The sequence below is a fragment of the Tahibacter amnicola genome (assembly GCF_025398735.1).
GTDB lineage: Bacteria > Pseudomonadota > Gammaproteobacteria > Xanthomonadales > Rhodanobacteraceae > Tahibacter > Tahibacter amnicola.
Window position 1 is genome coordinate 1,687,958 of sequence record NZ_CP104694.1, and the last position, 21,079, is coordinate 1,709,036.

Consider the following 21,079-nt stretch of genomic DNA (forward strand, 5'->3'; position numbering starts at 1 on the left):
CCTTACACTCCCGCCGTCCGTTGCAGTGATCCCTTTGCCATGACCAGGGAGTTCGTCATGCGTCGTCTCGCATTGCTGCTATCCGCCGTTTTGCTGAGTGTGTCGGTCCAGGCGCAAGCACCGCCGAGGGAACTTCCTCCGGAGTCGATACCGCCGGTGCTGCGCGACTGGCGCGGCTGGGTGATGAAGGGGTGGGAGCACTACGCCTGCCCGATGATCACCATCCCGGGCGAAGCGATGAGTGCCACGCACTGCGCCTGGCCCGGCAAACTCACCCTGGATGCCCGGGCTGATGGCGTTGATTTCGCCCAGCAGTGGCGCGTGGAGGCGCCGGCCTGGGTGGCCATGCCCGGGTCCGAGGACTACTGGCCGCAGGATGTGCAGGCCAATGGCCAGCCCGTCCCGGTCCTCAATCACGATGACCAGCCGATGGTGCACCTCGCCGCCGGCACCTATGCGATCAAGGGCCGTATTCACTGGGTGCAGCGCCCGCAGCAGCTGGAAGTGCCGGAAACGGTCGCGCTGGTCGAGTTGCGCGTCGACGGCAAGGTAGTCACGCCACTGGAACGCCAGGGCGAATCGCTCACTCTGGGCCGCGGTGAAGTGGCCGAACCCGAGGCGGACGCCATGTCGGTCGAGGTTTTCCGCAAGCTGACCGATTCCCTGCCGGCGCAATTGGAAACGCGGCTGGTGCTGAAGGTTTCCGGCCAGGCTCGCGAGGAGACCGTGGGGCCCGCCTTGCCGGCTGGTTTCGTCGCGACGTCCCTTACCGGCGATATTCCGGCGCGCCTGGACAGCGAAGGGCAGTTGCACCTGCAGGTGCAGCCGGGCACGCGCCAGGTGGTGCTGCAATCGCGCGCCACCGCACCGCTGACGCAGGTGACGCGCCCTGCGACCCAGGACCCCTGGCCGGCCCAGGAGGTATGGAGTTTCCAGGCCGAAAACTGGCGCCGTGTCGTGGGCGCCAGCAGCGACCAGCCGATTGATCCGGCGCAGTCGGGGGTGCCCGGCGAGTGGCGCGGCTTGCCGGCCTTCGCCATGAATGCGGACACGGCCTTGACGCTGGAAGAGCGTTCCCGCGGCCTGTCCGAGGACAATGCCAACCGGCTGACCCTGTCGCGGCAGGTGTGGATGCAGTTCGATGGTGCCGCGATGTATGCCAAGGACACGGTCCAGGGCACCCTGCGGCGTGACTGGCGCATGGATGTGGCTGCCCCCTATTTGCTGGAACGTGCCGAATCCGGTGGCGCAGGCTTGCTGGTCACGCGTCCGGCAAAGGGCGGTGAACGCACCGGCGTGGAGCTGCGCCAGGTCAATGTGGACATGCAGGCGGGCGTGCGCATCGCCAAGGGTGGCGGCGAGTTGCCGGTTGCCGGATGGGAGCAGTCGTTCGATGCCATCTCCTGGAGCCTGCGCCTGCCGAACGGGTACCGCCTGCTGGCTGCGCCCGGTGCTGACCAGGCCCGCGGCAGCTGGATCTCGCGGTGGACGTTGCTTGACGTCTTCCTGGTGGCGATCGTAGCCCTGCTGATCGGCCGGCTGCTCGGCTGGGTCGGGGCGGCCATCGGGCTGGGCTATCTTGTTTTCGGGTATCACGAATACGGTTCGCCGATCTGGACACTGCTCGGCGCCGCCATGTTGACCTTGCTCGCACGGGCGCTGCCGGTGGGACGACTGCAGAACACCGCCACGCTCCTGGGCCGCCTCTGCCTGGTGATGCTGGCGCTGATCAGCCTGCCGTTCGCGGCGGCGCAGCTGCGTTATGCGCTTTATCCACAACTGGAACGGGGCTATGTAGCCGCCGTGCCGGTGGCCGATCAACTGATGGGCATGCTGGCCAACCAGGCTGAAGCGCCGATGGCCGCTGGCATACCGATGGATGCGCCTGTCCAGCAGTACGCCGAGGAAGAGGCCACGCCGATGTCCGTTCCGGCTCCGCCGCCTGCTCCGGCCGCTCCACCAGCGCCGGTCGCCGAAGGCGTGCCGCAAGCCAAGGGAGACCAGTCCCTGGACAAGGTCGAGGTGACCGGCAGCCGCATTCGGCGTGCTGCCGAGGCGGTAGGTTCATCCGTGCAGACGCGGATGGCCAAGCCGAAGGCCATGCCCGTCCAGCGCTATGCCAAGAACACCGTCATCCAGGCCGGCCGCGGCGAGCCGTCATGGAACTATGGACAAGTGTACAGCCTGACCTGGAGCGGCCCGGTGTTGCCGGAACAGAAGGTGCGCCTGGTGATTGCACCGCCCTGGGTGGTGCGGCCGCTGCGCGTGATCATGGTGCTGCTGCTGGCCTGGACCATCGCCACGCTGGCACGGCGACTGTTCGCGGGTATCCGTCGGACGGGAACGCCAGTGGCGGCAGCGTCGGCGTCCCTGGCCATGGCGCTGGCGCTGGGTGCCAGCCTGTTCGCGCCGGTGCCGGCGCGGGCGCAGGAGATTCCCAACGATGCGCTGCTTCAACAACTGCGCGAACGTCTGACCGAAGCACCCCGATGCGCGCCCGGCTGCGGATTCGCGGCGCGCGCCGACGTCAAGGCCAGCGACGACTCCCTGGAACTGGCACTTGAGATTCACGCGGGCGAGCGGATTGCGGTGCCGTTCCCGGGCGGCGACCGCAGCCTGGCGCTGGCCGAGCTGCGCATCGACGGCCAGCCGCTGGAACACGTTGCCAATCACGAGGGGCACGCGCTCATTGCGGTGCCGCGCGGCGTGCACCGGGTGTGGGCGCGCTATGCCGTCGTCGAGTCGGACCAGATCTCGCTGAGCTTTCCGCTGCCTCCGGCACACGTCCGGCTGGACCTGGGAGGGTGGCAGGCCGACGGCGTGAGCGAGAACCGCCTGCTGGGCGACACCCTGACCCTCAACCGCGAGCGCACGGCCGCCGCGGGACCTGCGCGCGGCGTCGCGCAGCAGTTTCCGCCCTACGTGCGGATTGAACGTACCCTGGTGATTGACCTGGAATGGCGTGTTTCCACCCGCGTGTGGCGCCTGGCGCCCAGCGAGGGCGGCTTCTCGGTGTCGGTGCCGCTGGTGGAAGGCGAACAGGTCACCACGCCGGACACCAAGGTGGAAAACGGCAAGGTCATTGCGTCGTTTGATGCCGACAGCAGCAGCGTGGCGTGGGAGAGTACGCTGTCCCGTCGCGATGCGGTCACGTTGGCGGCACCGACGCTGGGCGACCGGGCGGAGGTCTGGAAGGTTGTGCTCAGCCCCACCTGGCACGGCGAATTTGCCGGCCTGCCCCAGTCGCCGGTGGCGCACAGCACTGACCAATGGGTGCACGAGTTCCATCCGCTACCCGAAGAGAAGCTGACCGTCACGTTGACGCGTCCCGAGGCGGTTGCCGGCAAGAGCGTGGCGATCGACGAAGTGACGTTACAGACAGCCGCCGGCCGACGGGCCGTGGATTCGACGCTGGAACTGGTTCTGCGTGGCACCCAGGGCGGCGAGCACGGCATTGGCCTTCCTGCCGGTTCCGAGCTGCTGTCGGTGACGATGGACGGAGCGGTGGTCAATCTGCAGCCGCGTGACAACCGCCTGAGTCTGCCACTGTCCCCGGGCGTGAAACGCTATCGCATCACCGTGCGGCAGGCCCAGGAAATGGGTCTGCGCTCGCGCACGCCGACCTTCGACCTGGGCCTGCCTTCGGCCAATGTCCGGCTGGCGCTGACTCTGCCGGACGACCGCTGGGTGCTGTTTACCTGGGGCCCGAAGATGGGGCCGGCTGTGTTGTACTGGGGCGAGCTGGTCGTGATGGCCCTGCTGGCCTTCGGCCTGGCGCGCACGCGGCGTACGCCGCTGACGCTGTGGCATTGGCTGCTGCTGGGATGGGGTTTTTCCACGGCGTCCTGGTTTGCACTCGCGCTCGTGGCCGCCTGGCTGTTCGCGATGGATTGGCGTTCGCGCAATCAGCCGGTATCCGGCGCACTGTTCAACCTGGCCCAGGTGGGCCTGGCCTTCCTCACCGTGATCGCGCTGGTCTGTGCGGTGGGCGGCGTGTGGACGGGACTGCTCGGCGATCCGGACATGAGCGTCACGGGCAATGGATCGTGGGCGCGCAGCCTGCGCTGGTTTGCCGACCAGAGCGAGGGGATTTTGCCGGGAGCAGGGGCATTGACCCTGCCGATCTGGCTGTTCCGCGTGGCCATGCTCGCCTGGGCGCTGTGGATGGCCTATGCGCTCACGCGCTGGCTGCGCTGGGCCTTCAACGCCTGGTCGAACGGTGGCTACTGGCGCAGTCGTCCGGCACCGTTGCCCAAGCCGCCGCGGCATGTCGAAGAGACGCCAGTCGCACCTGAATCACCGGCGCCGTCGGGTGATGCGACGCCATGATGGCGCACCGGTGCGTGCGGAATCCGCAGTGACCGACGTTCGTTCGGCGCTGCGCCGCGGCGCTGCCACCCTTGCCGGTGACAGCGCCGCCCGCGAGGCGGAACTGTTGTTGCTGCACGCGCTGGGCAAGCCGCGCGTGTGGCTCTATGCGCACGGCGATGACGCGCTCGACGAGGACGTGCTGTGCCACTTCGAAAACCTGCTGGCCCGCCGTGCGGCGGGCGAGCCGGTGGCCTACATCCTGGGGCGGCGCGAGTTCTGGACCCTGTCGCTGGAAGTCACGCCGGCGACCCTGATCCCGCGACCGGAAACCGAATTGCTGGTCGAATTGGCCTTGTCCCGGATTCCACTTCACACACACGTGGATATTGCGGACCTTGGCACCGGCACGGGCGCCATTGCGCTTGCGATTGCCAGCGAGCGGCCGCAGGCGCGGGTATTGGCGACGGACCAGAGCAGGGACGCCTTGTCGGTCGCGCGACGCAATGCGTCGACGAACGGCATTCGCAATGTCGACTTTGCCCAGGGCAACTGGGGCCTGGCCCTGGGCGATGCGCGTTTCCACGGCATCGTCTCCAATCCGCCGTACATCGCCGCGGCAGATCCGCACCTGTCCCAGGGAGACCTGCGGCACGAACCGATCACCGCGTTGGCGTCGGGTCCGGATGGACTGGACGATATCCGCCAGATCTGCGCTGACGCCGGCAGGCACCTGCATCCCAACGGGTGGGTGCTGCTCGAACATGGGTACGACCAGGGTGACGCCGTGCGCGAAGTGCTACGCCGTTCCGGCTTTTGCGACGTCGCGACATGGAAGGATATCGAGCAGCGCGACCGCGTCAGCGGTGGATCCTGGCCGGCGGACGCCGGCTAGACGGAAGTCGGGCTGGCCCGTGCTGCCCGATCGGTTATCGTCCGCGGTGATCGACCGCTTTGCGCCCGTTTTCATCCTGCCGTCGCCCGGAAGCCGGGCAACCGCGCGGAGTGGGGTGCCAAAGTGTGACCGGGTTCGCACATCCCCTGTGCGATGGATCGCCTGGCAACTGGCCAGCACCTCTCGGACATCCCTCCTTCGAATCCGGAACATACGCTCCAGGCCACATGGCTGGTGTGGCCCTCCGCCACGGAGCTGTTTTCGCGCTCCATTGCACAGCGACAGCCGGGAGGCAGGCGCGGCGGAAACCTAACGGGCTGGCGGCTACGGTCGCTGCCCACGGATGTGCCAGTAGCCCCCGCCCGAGTGCGGGGGCTTTTTTTGTGCGCCCGCCAGGACGGAAGCGCACCAGGAAATGATCTCAGAGGACCGAAAGATTCTTCCCTGTTCCTCGCATGGGCCACCAGACACGGCGTGCGCCTATACCCGAGGATTTTCTACGATGCACCGGCTCTTCCTGTTGGCTGTCCTGTTTCTGTCGGCTACTGCGCTTGCGCAGAACGCCGGCCTCGATCGCCGTTTCGGCGAACGCGGTATTGCCAGCCTGCGTGATCCATCTGTTCCGACCAACTACAAGCACATCGGCCTGGCCGCCTGTGCCGCACCGGACGGAAACCTCAACGTGGTCGTGCAGCAAGGCAATACCAGCCTGGCCCTGTTTCGCGTACTTCCCGACGGCAACCTGGACACCCACTTTTCCGGGGACGGTTTCACCACCGTGACGGTGCCGCTGAGCAATGACGAAGGGGCGCAGGGGGCCTGCATGGCCGACGGACGTATCCTCGTGCTGCGCCAGGTACCCGGTGTCGGCAACGACAGGAACTTCCAGCTCACCCGCCTGATGCCCGACGGGACGCTCGATGCGGGATTTGGGGCCGGAAGCGGCTACGTCACGGTGGACATGGATACGCATACGGCCGGGCTGGGCGACCTGGAATTTCCGCTTGGACTCAATATTGAACCCGGTGGCTCGATCCTGGTGTCGCTGCGCGTCTTTCTGGCGGACGGCGGTTCCCGGCCGGGGCTGGCCCGGTTCACCGCGGACGGCACGCTGATTTTCGCCCGTACCTATCTCACCCTTGCGGGTACCACGCCCAACTACGCGACGGCCGCGGGCATGGCACTCGACGGAAAACTCTGGCTTTTCGGCGGCGGGAACCCGACGGGCCTGCCGGTCTCGTCATGGTTCCGCGCGGTCGTGGATGCGCTGACGGGGGATGTTCTGCAGACCTTCGTCGCCAGCGACGGCAACTACGTCGTCGATGGTGGCCGTATCCTGCCCAGCGGCATCATGATCATCGCCGCCAAGTACGTTCCCCAGAGCGAACCCGGCGGCGCGTATCGCCCCCGGCTGTTGGTGGTGCGCGATACGGGAACGACGTTTGTTGCGCTGCCGTCAGTCAGCCCGATGACCACCGGCACGCCGACCCTGTCACCCTTCCCCGGCGCGGGCGTGGCGATTCCGATCGGCGGCGACCGTGTTCTGCAAGGTTCGCCGATTGGCGATCTTGCCGGTGAATTCAATCTGGCGACCTATGCGGCCGTCGTCCAGCTGGGCGCGACGGCGGCGGAGGACAGGGTCGACGTACAGTTCGGCAACAACGGCCGGGTTCAGTTTGCCTATCGGACCGAAACGCCCTGCGCCAATGGAGCGCCGACGCTGCAAAATCCGGTGCGCTTCAGCAACTGGCGTGGGCGGCCGGTGCTTGCCGGCGTGCATTCGACCGACTGCACGAATGCCCAGCGTAACGCCTTCGCATCGCGCCTGCTGGCGCCGGAGGACATCTTCGGCGACTCCTTCGACTAGCTGCTGGGGGCGGGTCGACGGCTGCGCTGCGTGCTGCAGGCAGCCGTCGTACCATGCGGCGCATGGCCACGATCAAGCTGTGGACGTTCGACGCCTTCCCGACGCTGCTGGCGCTGGTGGCCTCCGACGGTCCGGTCGTGTGCGAGGTGTATTCGTGCACCGGAATTTCGACGGTAGAAACCCCCGCCGATGCGGTTTCCCAGGCGCGCCGGCCGGAGGTGTTCCTGATTCACGGAAAGCTCGGCCAGGTGCGATTCTGTGCGCGCCGCAGTCCCCTGGATTTTCGCGACGGGCTGAAGGCCCGCGGACCGGGCCGAAGGACCTGGCTCACCGCGCGACGCACGTTTGAATCTGCCATTGCGCACGCGCTGGCGTTTGACGTCGAGTGCATGCCGTCGGCAATGAATATCCTGCTCGACGGTGACGCGGATACGGCCCGGGACTGGGCAGCGGCCCATCTTCGCCAGGGCAGCGGGCGGGTGCTCGGCGGTATTCTCGCTGCCATGGACCTGCACGACATCGTCGACACGCTGGCGTGCAATCCGTGGCTGTATCCGGCGTTGAAAGATCGATGGCCGCAGCAGCGATTTGACGGGTATCTGGTGCCGCGGGACCCGGATGCGGAACACCAGGAAGGGGGGCGCTTCGACTACGTCACGACGCTGGCATCCGAGCACCTGGTCGATGTCGTTGCGTATCCCGATATCGTCGCTGCGAACCGGCACTTCCGCTGGCGCCAGGCCCGCGGCGGATAGGACAGGTCAGCCGGCTTCCGGTGCGAGCATGGCAACGGGCTCCCAGTCGCCCGGCCCCAGAATGGCCGCAGCCAGCGCGCCGAGGCGGATATCGAACACGGTCAGGGCGGCATCCGCGCCGGCGTCCTCGCACGTTGCGGCTTCGACGAATGCCGTGAATCGCTGCGCGTCCTGCACGAGGACGCCGGTCATGCGTTCGCACAGGTCGTAGGCCAGCGCGCTGCCCTCATCCGGGTGCAGGAAGGCATCGCCCGACCAGAACGCCTGGATCGTCCGGGCGTTCCAGTAGGCGGCATGACGTGCGTCCATTTCGGCCCGACTGTAGAGCTGCGCAGACGGTGTATCCAGGGTGGGATAAAAAGTTTTTTCCATCTTTACCGCAAGGCCTTCGTCAACCCAGCGGGGCAGGCCCTGGTGCGCGAGCAGGCAATGGGTGAGCTCGTGGACGATGGTGTGTTCCATGTCGTCGAACCGGCGCCCGAAGAATACGAAGTGTCCGTAGCCGTGCTGGATGAACATGCCGGCCGACATCGCGAACTCGCCTTCGTCGGGATAGTAGTTGCCGACGTAGTCGTAGTACTCATCGATGGTGTCGAAGATCATCACGATGACGGGCCGGGATTCGTCCCTGCGGGCAAGACCGTCCAGCACGCGCAGCAGGCGACGCTGCGAGCGCTCGCAGCAGGCCAGGATGTGTTGCGCGCTGCGTGCATCGAGAGTGGACAGCAGCCGGAAGCCCTCGGATCGACGGATCTGGTAGGCCGGACCGAGCCGTGCCCCCAGGACCTGCAGCCAGGCAGTGGCCGCGGCATCCCAGAAACCGGCCGGGAGTTCCCCGGTGTCGATTCCCGGAACGGCACGCCAGTCGGGAATGGGCAGGCTCGCCTCGGGCCGCCAGGCGAGCGACGGCAAGGTGTCCGGGGCACGGACGACCAGGGGGTAGGGATCCGGCCGGTCCGCGCCAGACCGGCCGAAGAGACGCGCGAGGAACTGTTTCATGGGCCTCCGCAGCCGTGGGCCGGTCACCGCGCCCGCTGCGCGGCGACCCGTCGCGTTACACGGCGCTGCGTAGCGCAGCACCCGCCGCCGGCGCGGCGCCCGGGAAGCGCGCCAGCACGGCCTTGCGGATACCGGGCGTGTCCAGGCCGCACAGGCTGAGCAATTGTTCCCGGCTGTCGTGATCGAGGAACACGTCGGGAAGACCCAGGTGCAGGATCGGACGGACAATCCCCTCCCGGGCGAGGCACTCGGCCACCGCGGCGCCGGCGCCACCCATGACGGCGTTGTCTTCGAGCGTGACGAAACCATCGTGGGTGCGCGCGAGCTGGCGCAGCAGTTCCTCGTCCAGCGGCTTGACGAATCGCATGTTCACCAGCGTCGCACCCAGCTCGCGCGCGACGGGTTCTGCAGCGGCGAGGGTGCTGCCGAAGGACAGCAGAGCGAGGCCGCGCCCCTCGAGGCGGACCTGTGCCTTGCCGATTGGCAGCGTGACGAGGTTTTCATCGATGGCCGCACCCGGACCGGTACCGCGCGGGTAGCGGATCGCCGCCGGCCCCTCGTAGCGGAAGCCCGTGGTCAGCATGGCGCGGCACTCGTTTTCATCGGCCGGCGCCATGACGACCATGTTCGGGATGCAGCGCAGGAACGACAGGTCGAAGCTTCCCGCGTGGGTGGCGCCGTCCGGGCCGACCACGCCGGCGCGGTCGATGGCGAAGGTCACGTCGAGATTCTGGATCGCCACATCGTGGATCAGCTGGTCGTAGGCGCGCTGCAGGAAGGTCGAATAGATCGCGACCACGGGCTTTGCGCCCTCGCAGGCCATGCCGGCGGCCAGGGTCACCGCGTGTTGCTCGGCGATGGCGACGTCGAAATAGCGCTGCGGATATTCCTGGGAGAAGCGCACCAACCCCGATCCTTCGCGCATCGCCGGCGTGATGCCGTACAGCCGCTCGTCGGCCGCCGCCATGTCGCACAGCCACTGGCCGAAGACGTCGGTATAGGTCGGCTTGCCGGGCGCCTTCTTGATCAGGCCCTTGACCGGGTCGAACGGGCCGACCGCGTGGTACTCGATCTGCTCGCGTTCGGCGGGGGCGTAGCCCTTGCCCTTGGTGGTCACCACATGCAGCAGCTGCGGGCCACGCAGCTCCTTCACGGTACGCAGTGCATGCAGCAGGGCAGGCATGTCGTGGCCGTCGATCGGGCCGGTGTAGTGGAAGCCGAGTTCCTCGAACAGGGTAGAGGGGACGAACATGCCCTTGGCGTGCTCCTCCCAGCGCTTGAAGAAGCGCCAGATGAACGAGCCGCGAGGCATGGCGCGCTTGGCGCGGTCACGCAGCTGGTTCAGGCGGCGGCTGGACATCAGCCGCGCCAGCATCTTGCTCATCGCGCCGACGTTCTCACTGATCGACATGCCATTGTCGTTGAGCACGACCAGCATGTCCGGTTCGACATCGCCGCCGTGGTTCATGGCCTCGAAGACCATGCCCGCCGTGGCAGCGCCGTCGCCGATCACCGCGACGACCTTGCGTGGATCCCCCTTGCGCTGGGCCGCGATGGCCATGCCGAGCGCGGCCGATACCGAGGTGGAGGAATGACCGACGCCGAAGGTGTCGAATTCACTTTCCTCGCGCCGCGGAAACGGCGCCAGGCCGTCCTTTTTCTTGACCGTGGTGATGCGGTCGCGGCGACCGGTGAGGATCTTGTGGGGGTAGCACTGGTGCCCCACGTCCCACACCAGCCGGTCTTCCGGTGTCTGGAAGAGATAGTGCAGGGCGACGGTCAGCTCGATCACGCCAAGACCGGCGCCGAAATGGCCGCCGGAGGTGGCGACGGATTCGACCAGGTATTCGCGCAGTTCCCGGGCGACCTCGGGGAGGTCCGCATCGGTGAAACGGCGCAGGTCGGAGGGCGAGTCGATTCGGGCGAGGCGCGGGTAGCGCTCAGGGTCGATCATTGCGTGGGATCCAGACGTCAGGACGCTATTTTCGGCCACCGATCCTGTCTGGGCAAGGAAGCGGGCCGGGCTTGACGCGGGCAAAGCCGGCCGGCGGGCGGGCAAAACGTCGCAGCGACCGCGTTTCCGGGCGCCCGGGGGGCGGCTCAGCTGGGGCGCCGGTGCTTGGGCAGGTGCCCGACCAGGAACTCCATCTGGTCGGCCAGGATGTTGCGGTTGGACAGGATCAGGTGCTCGACCCAGCTTGGACGGTACGGCACGGCCAGCAGCGGCATTCCCGCCTGCTGGGGGGTCCGGCTGCCCTTGCGCACGTTGCAGTGCAGGCAGGCGCAGACGACGTTTTCCCATTCATCCCGGCCACGTTTGGACAGGGGCAGGACGTGGTCGCGGGTCAGGTGCGATTTGTGGAAGTGCTGCCCGCAGTACATGCACAGGTAGCGGTCGCGGGCGAACAGCGCGGCGTTGGTCAGGGCGGGCGCTGGCTCGTAGGCACCTGGACGGGCGTGGCCGCGACTGGCGACGATCGGGTGAAGCTGCAGAAGGCTCTGCAGGCCGGTGTCGCGGCTCGTGCCGCCGTGGATGGTCAGACAGGGGTCGCCCAGGGTCCAGGCGACGGCGCCGCGGACATAGAGGCAGACTGCGTCCTGCCAACTCATCCAGTCGAGAATGCGACCGGTCGAGTCGAGCGACAGGACCCGCGTCGAATGAATATCGCCATCAGTTCGGATAGCGCCGAGCATTCCGTCCTCCGTTCACGCCTTGGCGATGAAACGGGCGTCCTAGCCGCCGTAACTCCCTGATTGAAGGGCAGCATAGCGGAAAACAGGTAGGCAATGTGCGATTGGCGCCGCGCCCGGGCCTGCGCCCGGAAAAGGGGCCGCGACGCGGCCCCCTGGGGGAAGCAAGTGGCGATTACTGTTGTGGCGTGACGGCACCCGTCGGAGCGCCCGGCGTGGTGTTGTTGAAGTTGCGGTTGTCGCCGAAGGTCTGGATCTGGCCGCCGAGATTGGTCAGGCCGATCGCGTTGTTGACGAACAGCGAGCGCGAAATCATCGCGATGCCCGAGCTCAGGGTCGACACCGCGGCGCCGTTGTTGCCACTGGCGGTGACGTTGTCCAGCACCATCACGGCGCCGTTACCGGTGGCCTGGAAGCCGAAGATGTCGTGATTGGACGAGACGGAGTTGCGCACCGTGACCTTGCTGGGCGCGGCGGCCTTCAGTCCGAACTGGCTGCGGGTCATCTGCACGTTGTCGAGCAGCACCACGGCGCTGCCGCCGCCGGTCGGCGCGATATTGATGGCGCCGCCATTGACCACGTCGCGGGCATTGTGGATCTGGCTGTCGGTGACCACCAGGCTGGCGTTGGCCGTGGACGGTGCGAAATCGATACCCTTCTGGATGCCGCCGTTGATCACGCAGCGCTCCACGGTCAGGCTGCTGCCGGCGAGGAAACGGATACCGTTGAGACCGCTGGTATGGCCGTCGATGCTCAGTCCCCGCAGCACCACGCGGTCGGTCGACGCGGCATTGATGATCACGCCGTTGGAGCCGGCGTTGAGGATGCCGCCGATCGAGCCATCATTCTCGATGGTGATGGACTTGGTGATGGTGACCGCGCCGAATCCGGCCGAATCGAGCACGCTGATGATGCCCGAGGCGGCGGTCTTGGAAATCGCACCTGCGAATGTCTTGCAGGGTGCGGTGCGGCTGCACGGGTTGGCGTCGTCGCCGACACCGGATACCCAGGTTCGGGTGGCCTGGGCGTAGGCATTCGATGCGAACAGGCAGGTCAGCGCGAGGGCTGCGATGCTACGGCCGATGCGGTTGAAAGATGTCATGGATGTCCCCGATTGATTGATAAGACCGCGCGGACGGCGACGTCGACTCAGCGGGGAGGCGGCTGGGAGTGCCGCACAGTGCAGGCGAGTCGGTGCGGCGACGCCCGGGGCCCGGGCATTGTATACCCGAGTGTGACGCGCAGCACAGTTGGGGCAGATCCGCCCCAGTCTGCTACGCCCGATGATCGCCACCGACCGCGTTGTCGCAAATGACCGCCGTACGGTTACTTCACCGGCTTGGCCATGCGCAGGATTTCGGTGCCGAAGCCGCGGCGCTCGTACAGCTCACGAGCCCGCTTGTTGCCTTCGAACACGGCCAGCGTGACGAAACGGCAGTGGTGATCACGGGCGAATCGCTCGGCATACGCGATCAGCGCGCTGCCGACCCCTTTGCCGTCGTGACTGGGCGCGGTCACCAGGTCCGAAATGTGGCAGTTGGAGCCGCCGGTGAAGAAGTCGGTGGTGATCTGCAAGTGCAGGAATCCCACGCGATCGCCGTCATCGTCTTCGGCCACGAACAAGTGAGATCCGCCGGGCTGTTCACGCAGGTGGCGCGCAATGTCGCGCCGTATCCCCTCCGCTGTTTCGCCGCGACGGCGCCAGCGCGGAAGATCAAAGTCGACGAAGCGGTCGACCAGGCTGAGAATGAAATCGTCATCGCCGGCGTCGGCGAGACGGATATGGATACCCGACTCAGTGTCCATATTTACCTTTGTACGCATTGGGCGGCTGGCCGCCGGCCGGACGGGCCGGGCTGGCGGCGGCGTCCAAGTTAGCGGAAGCGACGGCTGCTTCGCCAGCCCCCCGTCAGCAATTGGTCGTTGCCCGAAGACGGCTCCGGGCCGGCCTGGCCGGCCCGGTGTCCTGGTCAGCCGAACAGGGCGTCCGGCATGGCCATGAGGCTGTCGGCGCCGGCCCGGATCGCGGTCAGGTGGGCGCGCGTCCGCGGCAGGATGCGCGAGTAATAGAAGCGCGCCGTATGCCGCTTGGCCTGCTTGAAATCATCCGGATGGCTGGAAGCGTCGGCGGCGGCCACGCTGCGGGCCCAGAAGTAGGCCAGGGTGATGTAGCCGGCGTAGAACAGGTAGTCGACGGCCGCCGCACCCATTTCCTCCGGCTCGGTCATCGCCTTCTTGCCGATCTCCTGGGTCAGGCCGATCCATTCCTGTGTCAGCTCGGCCAGCGGCTTGATGAATTCCACCACCTCGCCGTTGGCCTGTTGCGCGTGGCAGAACGCACTGATTTCCTCGACGAAGTGGCGCAGGCCGGCGCCCTGCAGCTGCAGGATCTTGCGGCCGAGCAGGTCCAGCGCCTGGATCTGCGTGGTGCCCTCGTAGATCGTCGTGATGCGCGCATCGCGGGCCAGCTGTTCCATGCCCCACTCGGCGATATAGCCGTGGCCGCCGAACACCTGCAGCGCGTTGTAGGTGCACTCCTGCGCGGCCTCGGTCAGCATGGCCTTGACGATCGGCGTGATGAAACCCAGCAGTTCGTCCGCGCGCTGGCGCTCGGCCGGATCCGCGCTGCGTTCGATCACATCGACGAGGGTGGCGGCGTAGTAACCCAGCACGCGGCCACCTTCGGCGAAGGCCTTCTGGGTGAGCAGCATGCGGCGGATATCCGGATGCACGATGAGGGGGTCGGCCGGTTTCTGCGGCGCCTTCGGTCCGGACAGGGCGCGCATCTGCAGGCGATCGCGCGCATAGGCCAGGGCGTTCTGGTAGGCCCGCTCGATGAGGCCCAGGCCCTGGTAGCCCACGGCGATGCGCGCGGTGTTCATCATCGTGAACATCGCCGTCAGGCCCTTGTTCGGCTGGCCGATCAGGTAACCCTCGGCGCCGTCGAAATTCATCACGCAGGTGGCGGAAGCCTTGATGCCCATCTTGTGCTCGATCGAACCGCAGGCAAGCGAATTGCGCTCGCCCTGGGTGCCGTCCCGGGCGACCTTGAACTTGGGCACGATAAACAGCGAAATGCCCTTGGTGCCCGGAGGCGCGTCCGGCAGGCGCGCCAGCACCAAGTGGACGATGTTGTCGGTGAAGTCGTGCTCGCCGGCCGTAATGAAGATCTTGGTGCCAGTCACCCGGAACGTGCCGTCCGCAGCGGGTTCTGCCTTGGTCTTGAGCAGTCCCAGGTCGGTACCGCAGTGTGGCTCGGTGAGGCACATCGTGCCGGTCCAGCGGCCGGCGATGATCGGCGCAAGGAACACCTCGCGCTGCCATTCCTCGCCGTGCTGCTTGAGGGCTTCCGTGGCACCGTGCGACAGCAGCGGGTAGTTGCCCCAGGACAGGTTCGCCGAGTCGATCATCTCCTTGACCACGGCGCCGACGGTTTCCGGCATATGCTGGCCGCCGTAGGCCTCCGGCGCCGTCAGGGCATTCCAGCCGCCCTCGGCGAATTGCGCGTAGGCTTCCTTGAAGCCCTTGGGCGTGCGCACCTGGCCGGCTTCGAAGTGGCAGCCTTCCTGGTCGCCGGTCTGGTTGAGCGGAGCAAGCACCTGTCCCGTGAATCGCGCTGCCTCGTCCAGCACGGCGTCGACGAGATCGCGCGTTGCCGAATCGCCGCCGGGCAGCCGGGCAAACAGTGCCTCGACGCCGAGTACGTCGTAGAGCGCAAAACGCATGTCTTTCAGGGGTGCGGCGTACTTGCTCATTGAAAACCCTTTGCGGTTATCGGTACGTGTCGGGTCGACCCGGCACCGGCGACAGCTGGCTGGCCTGGTCGAGATCAAATCGCTTGTCGGGTTCCCGGGTGGTGATGCCGCCGCGCAGCGTGTAGCCGACGTTGCCGTCGCGCGCTGCTACCGCCAGGATTTTCTCGGCGCCGGCCGGTGGGCTGTGCAGGACCGTGACGACGTCCGCCGACTCACCCGGCACCTCCACGCCCGGCGACACCGACAATTTGCCGGCCTTGTGCCCTTCGATCGCCAGGTCCAGGTCGACGGCCGTAAAGGTCATCGGCACCGTGCTGTAGTTCTGCAGGCGCAGCTCAAGCTGCCAGCGGCCGTCCGCCTGCACGGACAACTGCTGGATGCTGGCCGAAGGCGGGTTGATCCGGCGGACCGGGCCGCCGCCGCAGGCACTGACGAGAAGGCTGAGAACGACGGGACTGGCAAAGCGGATGGCGCGTTTCATCGGTTCCCTCAAACGATCGTTTGAATAGTAGACGGTCCGGCTTCGAATCAACAAGGACGGCGCCGCCGCGGCGCCGTCCCCGGAAGGCTCACTGGAAGCCGTTGCGGAAGATCAGATCATTGCCGACCTGAATGGTCCAGGTGCGCGAATGGACCGTCAGCCCCTGGCTCATGACCGGGCTCACCAGGCTGGTGGTGTCGGTCACCCGCAATTCCAGGCTGCGCGAGGCGGGAGTACTGCCGGCCTGGGTGAAGGAATAGGTCGGCTGGTTGGGGGCGCCGACCGCCATGCCGTCCAGGAACCACTGCGCCGTCAGGCCGCCGATCGTGGGACTGAGCAGGGTGGCCTGGAACACGACCGTGCTGCCGGGCACGTAACTCACTGGTGCGGCTGGCGACGGTGTTTCCGTGCCCGGCTCGATCAGGTCTATGCCGTTGGCAGGTACACCGAACTGGCCGCGGTAGAGCTGCAGGATGTACTCCTGCCGGCAGACCGGACAGAACGTGGTGCCCAGCGAGCGCATCAGGCACTGGGTATCGGTGGGGCGGTACATGCCGCTGGTCTGGTAGCGGGCCCCCTGGAACAGGCCAGTGCCGGCGGTGCCGGCCGGGGTAGGGATCGGGTTGCCCGAGGTGAACCAGGTGGCCCATTTCACCTGCCCGGCCGTGGTCTGGTCAGTGACGTTGGCCTCGCACGGGGAGCCGCCGCCCAGGTCGCTGCACGCGGGGAAGCCGGGATAGGGCGTGGAATATTCGTCGGCCAGGTAGTGGAACGAATGCCCGTACTCGTGCAGGAAGATCAGGTTTGCCGATGCGTGCGCGGAACTCACCGGATATTGGCCGCCCGAGCCGCCGTACACCGGGTCGTTGACCGTGACGGCAATCTTGTCCCAGTTCGGATAGGCCGCGGCGGCGGCGAGAAGCTTGGAGGCATTCACCACCAGCAGGCGATGGATCTGGTAGTAGCAGAACTGGGCATCGAATGCCGTGTTGACCATCATTCCGTTGCGCGGATCCGTTGCCGCCGCGCTGTCGCCGCAACAGCTGGCAGTGGTGCAACCAGCCTGGTACTGCGGATGGTCCGCGCCGGATTCGGCCGAGGCCACGAAACCCGTCGTCCAGTTCACGAAGCTTTCGTATTCCTTGTACGGCGACACGTCGAAGAACTTGGTGCGGAATGTGGCGGTATGCGCATCGAAGGTGCTCTGTTCGGCGGCCGTGTAGCCATCGCCCAGAACCAGGATGTCGACGCGATTGGCCGGGTTGCCGGTCAGTCCCACCTGGCGCAGCGTCACGGCCGGTGCCCTGGTCGCCAGCGGCAGACGCGAGGCTTCGCCGCGCAGGGCATCCAGGTCGAAGGTGCTGTGCTTGCCCGCGTAATCCAGTTCGATCGCGCGCGCGCCCTCGATCGGCACGCGCACGACGAACGCGGCCTTCTCGTTCGGCACGGCGAATGCGTCAATGTGATGGTCGCCGCGCTCAGGATCGCGCGCGAACTCGCCGCGTACCGTGCGGATCAACGGAATCTGCTGCAGCGGTCCCCGGCCCTTGTCGCCGACCGTACGCAGCGCAATGGTGTCGTCGAGACGGCCGGCCCTGGCGGGACTCATCGCGTCCGCGTCCGTCGCCTCCATCGCCAGGTCCACTTCCGTGTAATAGACCGGCCTGGGAGCACCCGCCCCATCCAGGCTGAAAACCACATAGTGGCCGGGTACGGCCAGCGCCGTTCCGCTGCCGCCCAGCAATGCGACGGCAGCCCACACTCCACGCTTCGCAACACCAAACATCGCCCTATCTCCCGATAGCCAAGATTGAGTGCCCGAATCCCAAGCATGCGGGGCGGTGGGAGGACACACAAGCGTCCAGCGGTGGACATTCGTGCCGGCGGCGCACCATCGCGGAGCGGATCCAGCTGCGTTGCCGCGTGACAGGAATCGGGGAATTCCGAGGCGTCGTCCGGACGAATCCCGAAGCGGCCGGGCGCGTAGTCCGCTAGCATTCGCCGGATGACTTCCGAATGCCTACAGCAACTCAACCGCGTTTTCGGCTACGCCCAGTTCCGCGGCTCCCAGCAAGCGATTGTGGAATATGCCAGCCAGGGCGGTGACTGCCTGGTCCTGATGCCAACCGGCGGCGGCAAGTCCCTGTGCTACCAGATTCCGGCGCTGGTGCGGCCGGGCACGGCAATCGTGGTGTCGCCGCTGATTGCCCTGATGCAGGACCAGGTCGACGCGCTGACACAGCTGGGCGTCAGTGCGGCTTACCTCAATTCGTCGCAATCGGCCGCGCACCAGCGCGAGGTCGAGCGGCGCTTCCTGGCCGGTGAATTGAAACTGCTCTACGTGGCGCCCGAGCGCCTGTTGGGCGAACGCATGCTGGACCTGCTCGGGCGCGTGCCGCTGTCGCTGTTTGCCATCGACGAAGCGCACTGCGTTTCGCAATGGGGGCACGATTTCCGGCCCGAATACCGCGGGCTGAATCTGCTGCACGAACGGTTCCCCGACGTGCCGCGCATGGCCCTGACTGCGACGGCCGATGCGCCGACGCGGCGCGAAATCATCGAGCGGCTCGGGCTGGAACAGGCGCGTCAGTTCATCGCCAGCTTCGACCGGCCGAATATCCGCTACGTGGTCGTGCAGAAAGACAATGCGCGCCGCCAGCTCGCTGACTTCCTCGCCCGGCACCGGGGTGAATCGGGCATCGTGTATTGCCTGTCGCGCAAGAAGGTGGACGAGACGGCCGCGTGGCTGGCAGGTGAGGGCATCGACGCCTTGTCCTACCACGCCGGCATGGACGTGACGGACCGCACTGCCAACCAGCAGCGCTTCCTGCGCGAGGATGGCATCGTGATGGTGGCGACCATCGCCTTCGGCATGGGTATCGACAAGCCCGACGTCCGCTTCGTCGCGCACCTGGATCTGCCCAAGAGCATGGAAGGCTATTACCAGGAGACCGGTCGTGCCGGGCGTGACGGATTGCCGGCCGAGGCCTGGATGTGCTTCGGGCTTGGCGATGTCGTCACGATGAGTCAGATGATCGCGCAATCCGAGTCGGGCGAAGACCGCAAGCGCGTCGAGCGTGCGAAGCTCGAATCCCTGCTGGGCTTCGCCGAGGCGATCCGCTGCCGCCGGCAGGTGCTGCTCAACTATTTCGACGAGCAACGCGAGCAGCCCTGTGGAAATTGCGACAATTGCCAGTCGCCGCCGAAAACCTGGGACGCGACGGATGCCGCCCGCAAAGCCCTGTCAGCGGTCTACCGCACCGGCCAGCGCTTCGGCGTGGCGCATGTGAGTGCGGTACTGCGGGGTGAATCCACCTCGCGGGTGGAAGATCTGGGGCACCATCGCTTGAGCGTCTTCGGCATTGGTCGCGAACTGGATGATCATCAGTGGCGTGGCGTTTTCCGCCAGCTCGTCGCCGCGGGTTTCCTGGAAGCCGACAACGAAGGCTTCGGCACACTTCGCCTGACCGAGGCGAGCCGTCCCGTGCTCAAGGGAGAACGTCGCGTCCTCATGCGCCACGAGGCCGACCGCAGCGAGCGCCGTGCTGCCCGTCGTGGGGCAAAGCCGGAGCGCGCCCGCAACAGCCTGGCGATCACGGCCGAGGAACAGCCGCTGTGGGATGCGCTGCGTGCCGTGCGCTCGCGCCTGGCAAAAGAGCAGAACGTGCCTGCCTACATCATTTTTCCGGATGCCACCTTGCTCGACATGCTGCGTGAACACCCGATGTCGATGCGCGAACTGGCGGGAATCAGTGGCGTGGGCACGACCAAGCTCGAACGCTACGGCGAAGCCTTTCTGGCGGTGCTGACCGCCGATTGAAGGCGCTGCACGGAAACGCCGCCGGAGCGGCGCTTCCGCGGGTCATGCGTCAGGACAGGTCGATCACCGGCTTGAAGCCGCCGAAGAACATGCGCTTGCCGTCGAACGGCAGCTTCTTCGGATCCATCATGTCCTTCAGGCGCGGATCCGCCATCACGAGTTTCATGACGCGGTCCCGGTCCTTTCGAGATTTGTACACAATCCACGAAAAGAACACGATCTCGCCTTCCTTGAGTTTCACCGACTGGGGGAATGAGGTCCACTTGCCGGGCTTGACGTCGTCCGCGGCGCACTCGACGTAGTGCAGCGCGCCGTGCTCACGCCAGATTTTCCCGGCCTTGCGCGCCATCTTCTTGTATTCGGCCAGGTTGGCCTTGGGTACCGGCAGAACAAATCCATCGACGTAGCTCATGCGTTCTCCTCAAACCGCGCGGCGACAGGCGGCCGCGTCGCCATGGCTTGTCCGATGGAAGTGCACAGTGCGAAAACGCCACATCGGCAAGCGTCCAGCCGCCATGGTGGAACAGACGTGCCCTGTTGGCAAACCGGTGCCAGCCGGGGCTGTCGGTTCGCAGAAGGCATGCAAGCGAAAGATTGTCGTGGTCCATACACTTTCCAGCAGTCCGAACACGGGTGATGGAGGCGTTAACGCCAGGGGGACTTCACAACCGCGCCGCATGTCGGCGACACGTCACGGAATTGACCAGCGTCAATGCACACCACAGTGTGTGCGCGTAGCCTTTCTCCCACGACGGAGTCCGCGCAGGCCCGTCGTCTCCCCCGTGGTGGATGTTGATGCGGTGTGCGAGAGCAGGGGTGCCAGGGAAGGTGCCGACACGGTTTACAACGCGCGGATAGCAGGACCGGTGGCCTCTCCCCACCCCGATGATCCGGTCCTGGTATCCGCGCGTCTTCCGTGCAGGCTCACTGCGGCGTTGTGCTGGCTGGCCACTGGTGCTGCTGCTGGTGGATAGTGGTGACGAACTGTCCAGCGGAAACCAGGTGCAGGTCGCTGTGCAGGGTGCTGGCATTGATGGCAAGCGTCGCCAGCGGTGGTGCCGGAATCAGCGCGCGCATATCAGCGAAGGCTTGGGCAGCGCCGGAACCGATCAGCGTGCAGAAGATGGCCGTGCGCTGGCAGCGATGGCCGTGATCGCGCAGGAATTGCCGTACCGGTGGCGAAACATGGCCTGCCCACACGGGGGTGCCGATGACGACGAGCTGGTAATCAGGCAGTGGTGCGGTCACTTCCGCAATGGGCGCCGCCATCTGGCGCACGGCGTGGTACAGCGCGCGGACGAGCCCGAAGAATCCGCGGTAAGGCACGAGCGGCTCGATCGGCACGCAGTCGGCCTCGAGCCGGCGCGCAAGGTCTTCGGCGACATGCCGGGTCGCGCCGGAACGGCTGAAGTACACGACGAGGATATCGGCCATGCGCATGCTCCCGGGTGCGTCGGTGCCCGCGCGTCGCCCCGGGTCCGTTCAGGATGATACGTCGCCCGGCGTGA

The 21,079-nt window shown here is 66.5% G+C and carries 15 protein-coding genes; 5 read left to right on the top strand and 10 right to left on the bottom strand.

The annotated features are described in order from the left end of the window. Positions 1-57 precede the first annotated feature (57 nt). The 4 genes from N4264_RS07030 to N4264_RS07045 all read left to right on the top strand — a co-directional run bounded on the left by N4264_RS07030 (position 58) and on the right by N4264_RS07045 (position 7,825). The gene (locus N4264_RS07030; protein ID WP_261696352.1) at positions 58-4,329 is read left to right on the top strand and encodes a hypothetical protein; all 4,272 of its coding nucleotides are present in this window, start codon (positions 58-60) and stop codon (positions 4,327-4,329) included. Between the two features lie 28 nt (positions 4,330-4,357). Next, positions 4,358-5,203 (top strand): peptide chain release factor N(5)-glutamine methyltransferase, encoded by an 846-nt coding sequence (gene prmC, locus N4264_RS07035; RefSeq protein ID WP_425508314.1) that lies wholly within the window; start codon positions 4,358-4,360, stop codon positions 5,201-5,203. Between the two features lie 502 nt (positions 5,204-5,705). Further along, a complete protein-coding gene (locus tag N4264_RS07040) occupies positions 5,706-7,070 on the top strand; it encodes an NHL repeat-containing protein (protein WP_261696353.1) in 1,365 nt (454 codons plus the stop codon). A 62-nt stretch (positions 7,071-7,132) separates the two neighbouring features. Further along, the gene (locus tag N4264_RS07045) at positions 7,133-7,825 is read left to right on the top strand and encodes a hypothetical protein (protein WP_261696354.1); all 693 of its coding nucleotides are present in this window, start codon (positions 7,133-7,135) and stop codon (positions 7,823-7,825) included. A gap of 6 nt (positions 7,826-7,831) precedes the next feature. On the opposite strand, the gene N4264_RS07050 is transcribed toward N4264_RS07045, so the two are convergent. The 8 genes from N4264_RS07050 to N4264_RS07085 all read right to left on the bottom strand — a co-directional run bounded on the left by N4264_RS07050 (position 7,832) and on the right by N4264_RS07085 (position 17,537). Then, entirely contained in the window at positions 7,832-8,824 is a 993-nt protein-coding gene (locus tag N4264_RS07050; protein WP_261696355.1) for a hypothetical protein, read from the bottom strand. A gap of 55 nt (positions 8,825-8,879) precedes the next feature. Beyond that, a complete protein-coding gene (gene dxs, locus N4264_RS07055) occupies positions 8,880-10,778 on the bottom strand; it encodes a 1-deoxy-D-xylulose-5-phosphate synthase (protein WP_261696356.1) in 1,899 nt (632 codons plus the stop codon). Between the two features lie 146 nt (positions 10,779-10,924). After that, a complete protein-coding gene (locus tag N4264_RS07060) occupies positions 10,925-11,518 on the bottom strand; it encodes an HNH endonuclease (RefSeq protein ID WP_261696357.1) in 594 nt (197 codons plus the stop codon). 172 nt (positions 11,519-11,690) lie between these two features. After that, positions 11,691-12,617: a right-handed parallel beta-helix repeat-containing protein gene (locus N4264_RS07065; RefSeq protein WP_261696358.1), complete on the bottom strand. Its 927-nt coding sequence runs from the start codon at positions 12,615-12,617 to the stop codon at positions 11,691-11,693. 224 nt (positions 12,618-12,841) lie between these two features. Next, positions 12,842-13,321: a GNAT family N-acetyltransferase gene (locus tag N4264_RS07070; protein ID WP_261696359.1), complete on the bottom strand. Its 480-nt coding sequence runs from the start codon at positions 13,319-13,321 to the stop codon at positions 12,842-12,844. A 164-nt stretch (positions 13,322-13,485) separates the two neighbouring features. Continuing rightward, complete coding sequence (locus N4264_RS07075) at positions 13,486-15,270, bottom strand: acyl-CoA dehydrogenase C-terminal domain-containing protein (RefSeq protein WP_261696360.1); 1,785 nt, start codon at positions 15,268-15,270, stop codon at positions 13,486-13,488. Positions 15,271-15,286: 16 nt separating this feature from the next. Next, entirely contained in the window at positions 15,287-15,751 is a 465-nt protein-coding gene (locus tag N4264_RS07080) for an LEA/WHy family protein (RefSeq protein ID WP_261696361.1), read from the bottom strand. Between the two features lie 88 nt (positions 15,752-15,839). Next, entirely contained in the window at positions 15,840-17,537 is a 1,698-nt protein-coding gene (locus tag N4264_RS07085) for a M64 family metallopeptidase (protein WP_261696362.1), read from the bottom strand. A 219-nt stretch (positions 17,538-17,756) separates the two neighbouring features. On the opposite strand from N4264_RS07085, the gene recQ reads away from it, so the two are divergent. Beyond that, on the top strand, positions 17,757-19,571 hold the full coding sequence (gene recQ, locus N4264_RS07090) for a DNA helicase RecQ (RefSeq protein ID WP_261696363.1): 1,815 nt from the start codon (positions 17,757-17,759) through the stop codon (positions 19,569-19,571). A gap of 49 nt (positions 19,572-19,620) precedes the next feature. Here recQ and N4264_RS07095 read toward each other — a convergent pair whose 3' ends face one another. Together N4264_RS07095 and N4264_RS07100 are read right to left on the bottom strand one after the other, a co-directional pair. Further along, positions 19,621-19,983, bottom strand: a complete 363-nt coding sequence (locus N4264_RS07095; protein WP_261696364.1) for a DUF1428 domain-containing protein — start codon at positions 19,981-19,983, stop codon at positions 19,621-19,623. A gap of 512 nt (positions 19,984-20,495) precedes the next feature. Further along, a complete protein-coding gene (locus N4264_RS07100; protein WP_261696365.1) occupies positions 20,496-21,005 on the bottom strand; it encodes a flavodoxin family protein in 510 nt (169 codons plus the stop codon). Positions 21,006-21,079 lie beyond the last annotated feature (74 nt).

Excerpts from the sequence above, each read along its gene's own strand:
- N4264_RS07050 (WP_261696355.1), bottom strand. The coding sequence starts at position 8,824 with ATGAAACAGTTCCTCGCGCGTCTCTTCGGCCGGTCTGGCGCGGACCGG.
- N4264_RS07030 (WP_261696352.1), top strand. The coding sequence starts at position 58 with ATGCGTCGTCTCGCATTGCTGCTATCCGCCGTTTTGCTGAGTGTGTCG.
- N4264_RS07060 (WP_261696357.1), bottom strand. The coding sequence starts at position 11,518 with ATGCTCGGCGCTATCCGAACTGATGGCGATATTCATTCGACGCGGGTC.
- N4264_RS07080 (WP_261696361.1), bottom strand. The coding sequence starts at position 15,751 with ATGAAACGCGCCATCCGCTTTGCCAGTCCCGTCGTTCTCAGCCTTCTC.
- N4264_RS07100 (WP_261696365.1), bottom strand. The coding sequence starts at position 21,005 with ATGGCCGATATCCTCGTCGTGTACTTCAGCCGTTCCGGCGCGACCCGG.
- N4264_RS07040 (WP_261696353.1), top strand. The coding sequence starts at position 5,706 with ATGCACCGGCTCTTCCTGTTGGCTGTCCTGTTTCTGTCGGCTACTGCG.
- N4264_RS07075 (WP_261696360.1), bottom strand. The coding sequence starts at position 15,270 with ATGAGCAAGTACGCCGCACCCCTGAAAGACATGCGTTTTGCGCTCTAC.
- dxs (WP_261696356.1), bottom strand. The coding sequence starts at position 10,778 with ATGATCGACCCTGAGCGCTACCCGCGCCTCGCCCGAATCGACTCGCCC.
- N4264_RS07065 (WP_261696358.1), bottom strand. The coding sequence starts at position 12,617 with ATGACATCTTTCAACCGCATCGGCCGTAGCATCGCAGCCCTCGCGCTG.
- N4264_RS07085 (WP_261696362.1), bottom strand. The coding sequence starts at position 17,537 with ATGTTTGGTGTTGCGAAGCGTGGAGTGTGGGCTGCCGTCGCATTGCTG.
- N4264_RS07045 (WP_261696354.1), top strand. The coding sequence starts at position 7,133 with ATGGCCACGATCAAGCTGTGGACGTTCGACGCCTTCCCGACGCTGCTG.
- recQ (WP_261696363.1), top strand. The coding sequence starts at position 17,757 with ATGACTTCCGAATGCCTACAGCAACTCAACCGCGTTTTCGGCTACGCC.
- N4264_RS07095 (WP_261696364.1), bottom strand. The coding sequence starts at position 19,983 with ATGAGCTACGTCGATGGATTTGTTCTGCCGGTACCCAAGGCCAACCTG.
- N4264_RS07070 (WP_261696359.1), bottom strand. The coding sequence starts at position 13,321 with ATGGACACTGAGTCGGGTATCCATATCCGTCTCGCCGACGCCGGCGAT.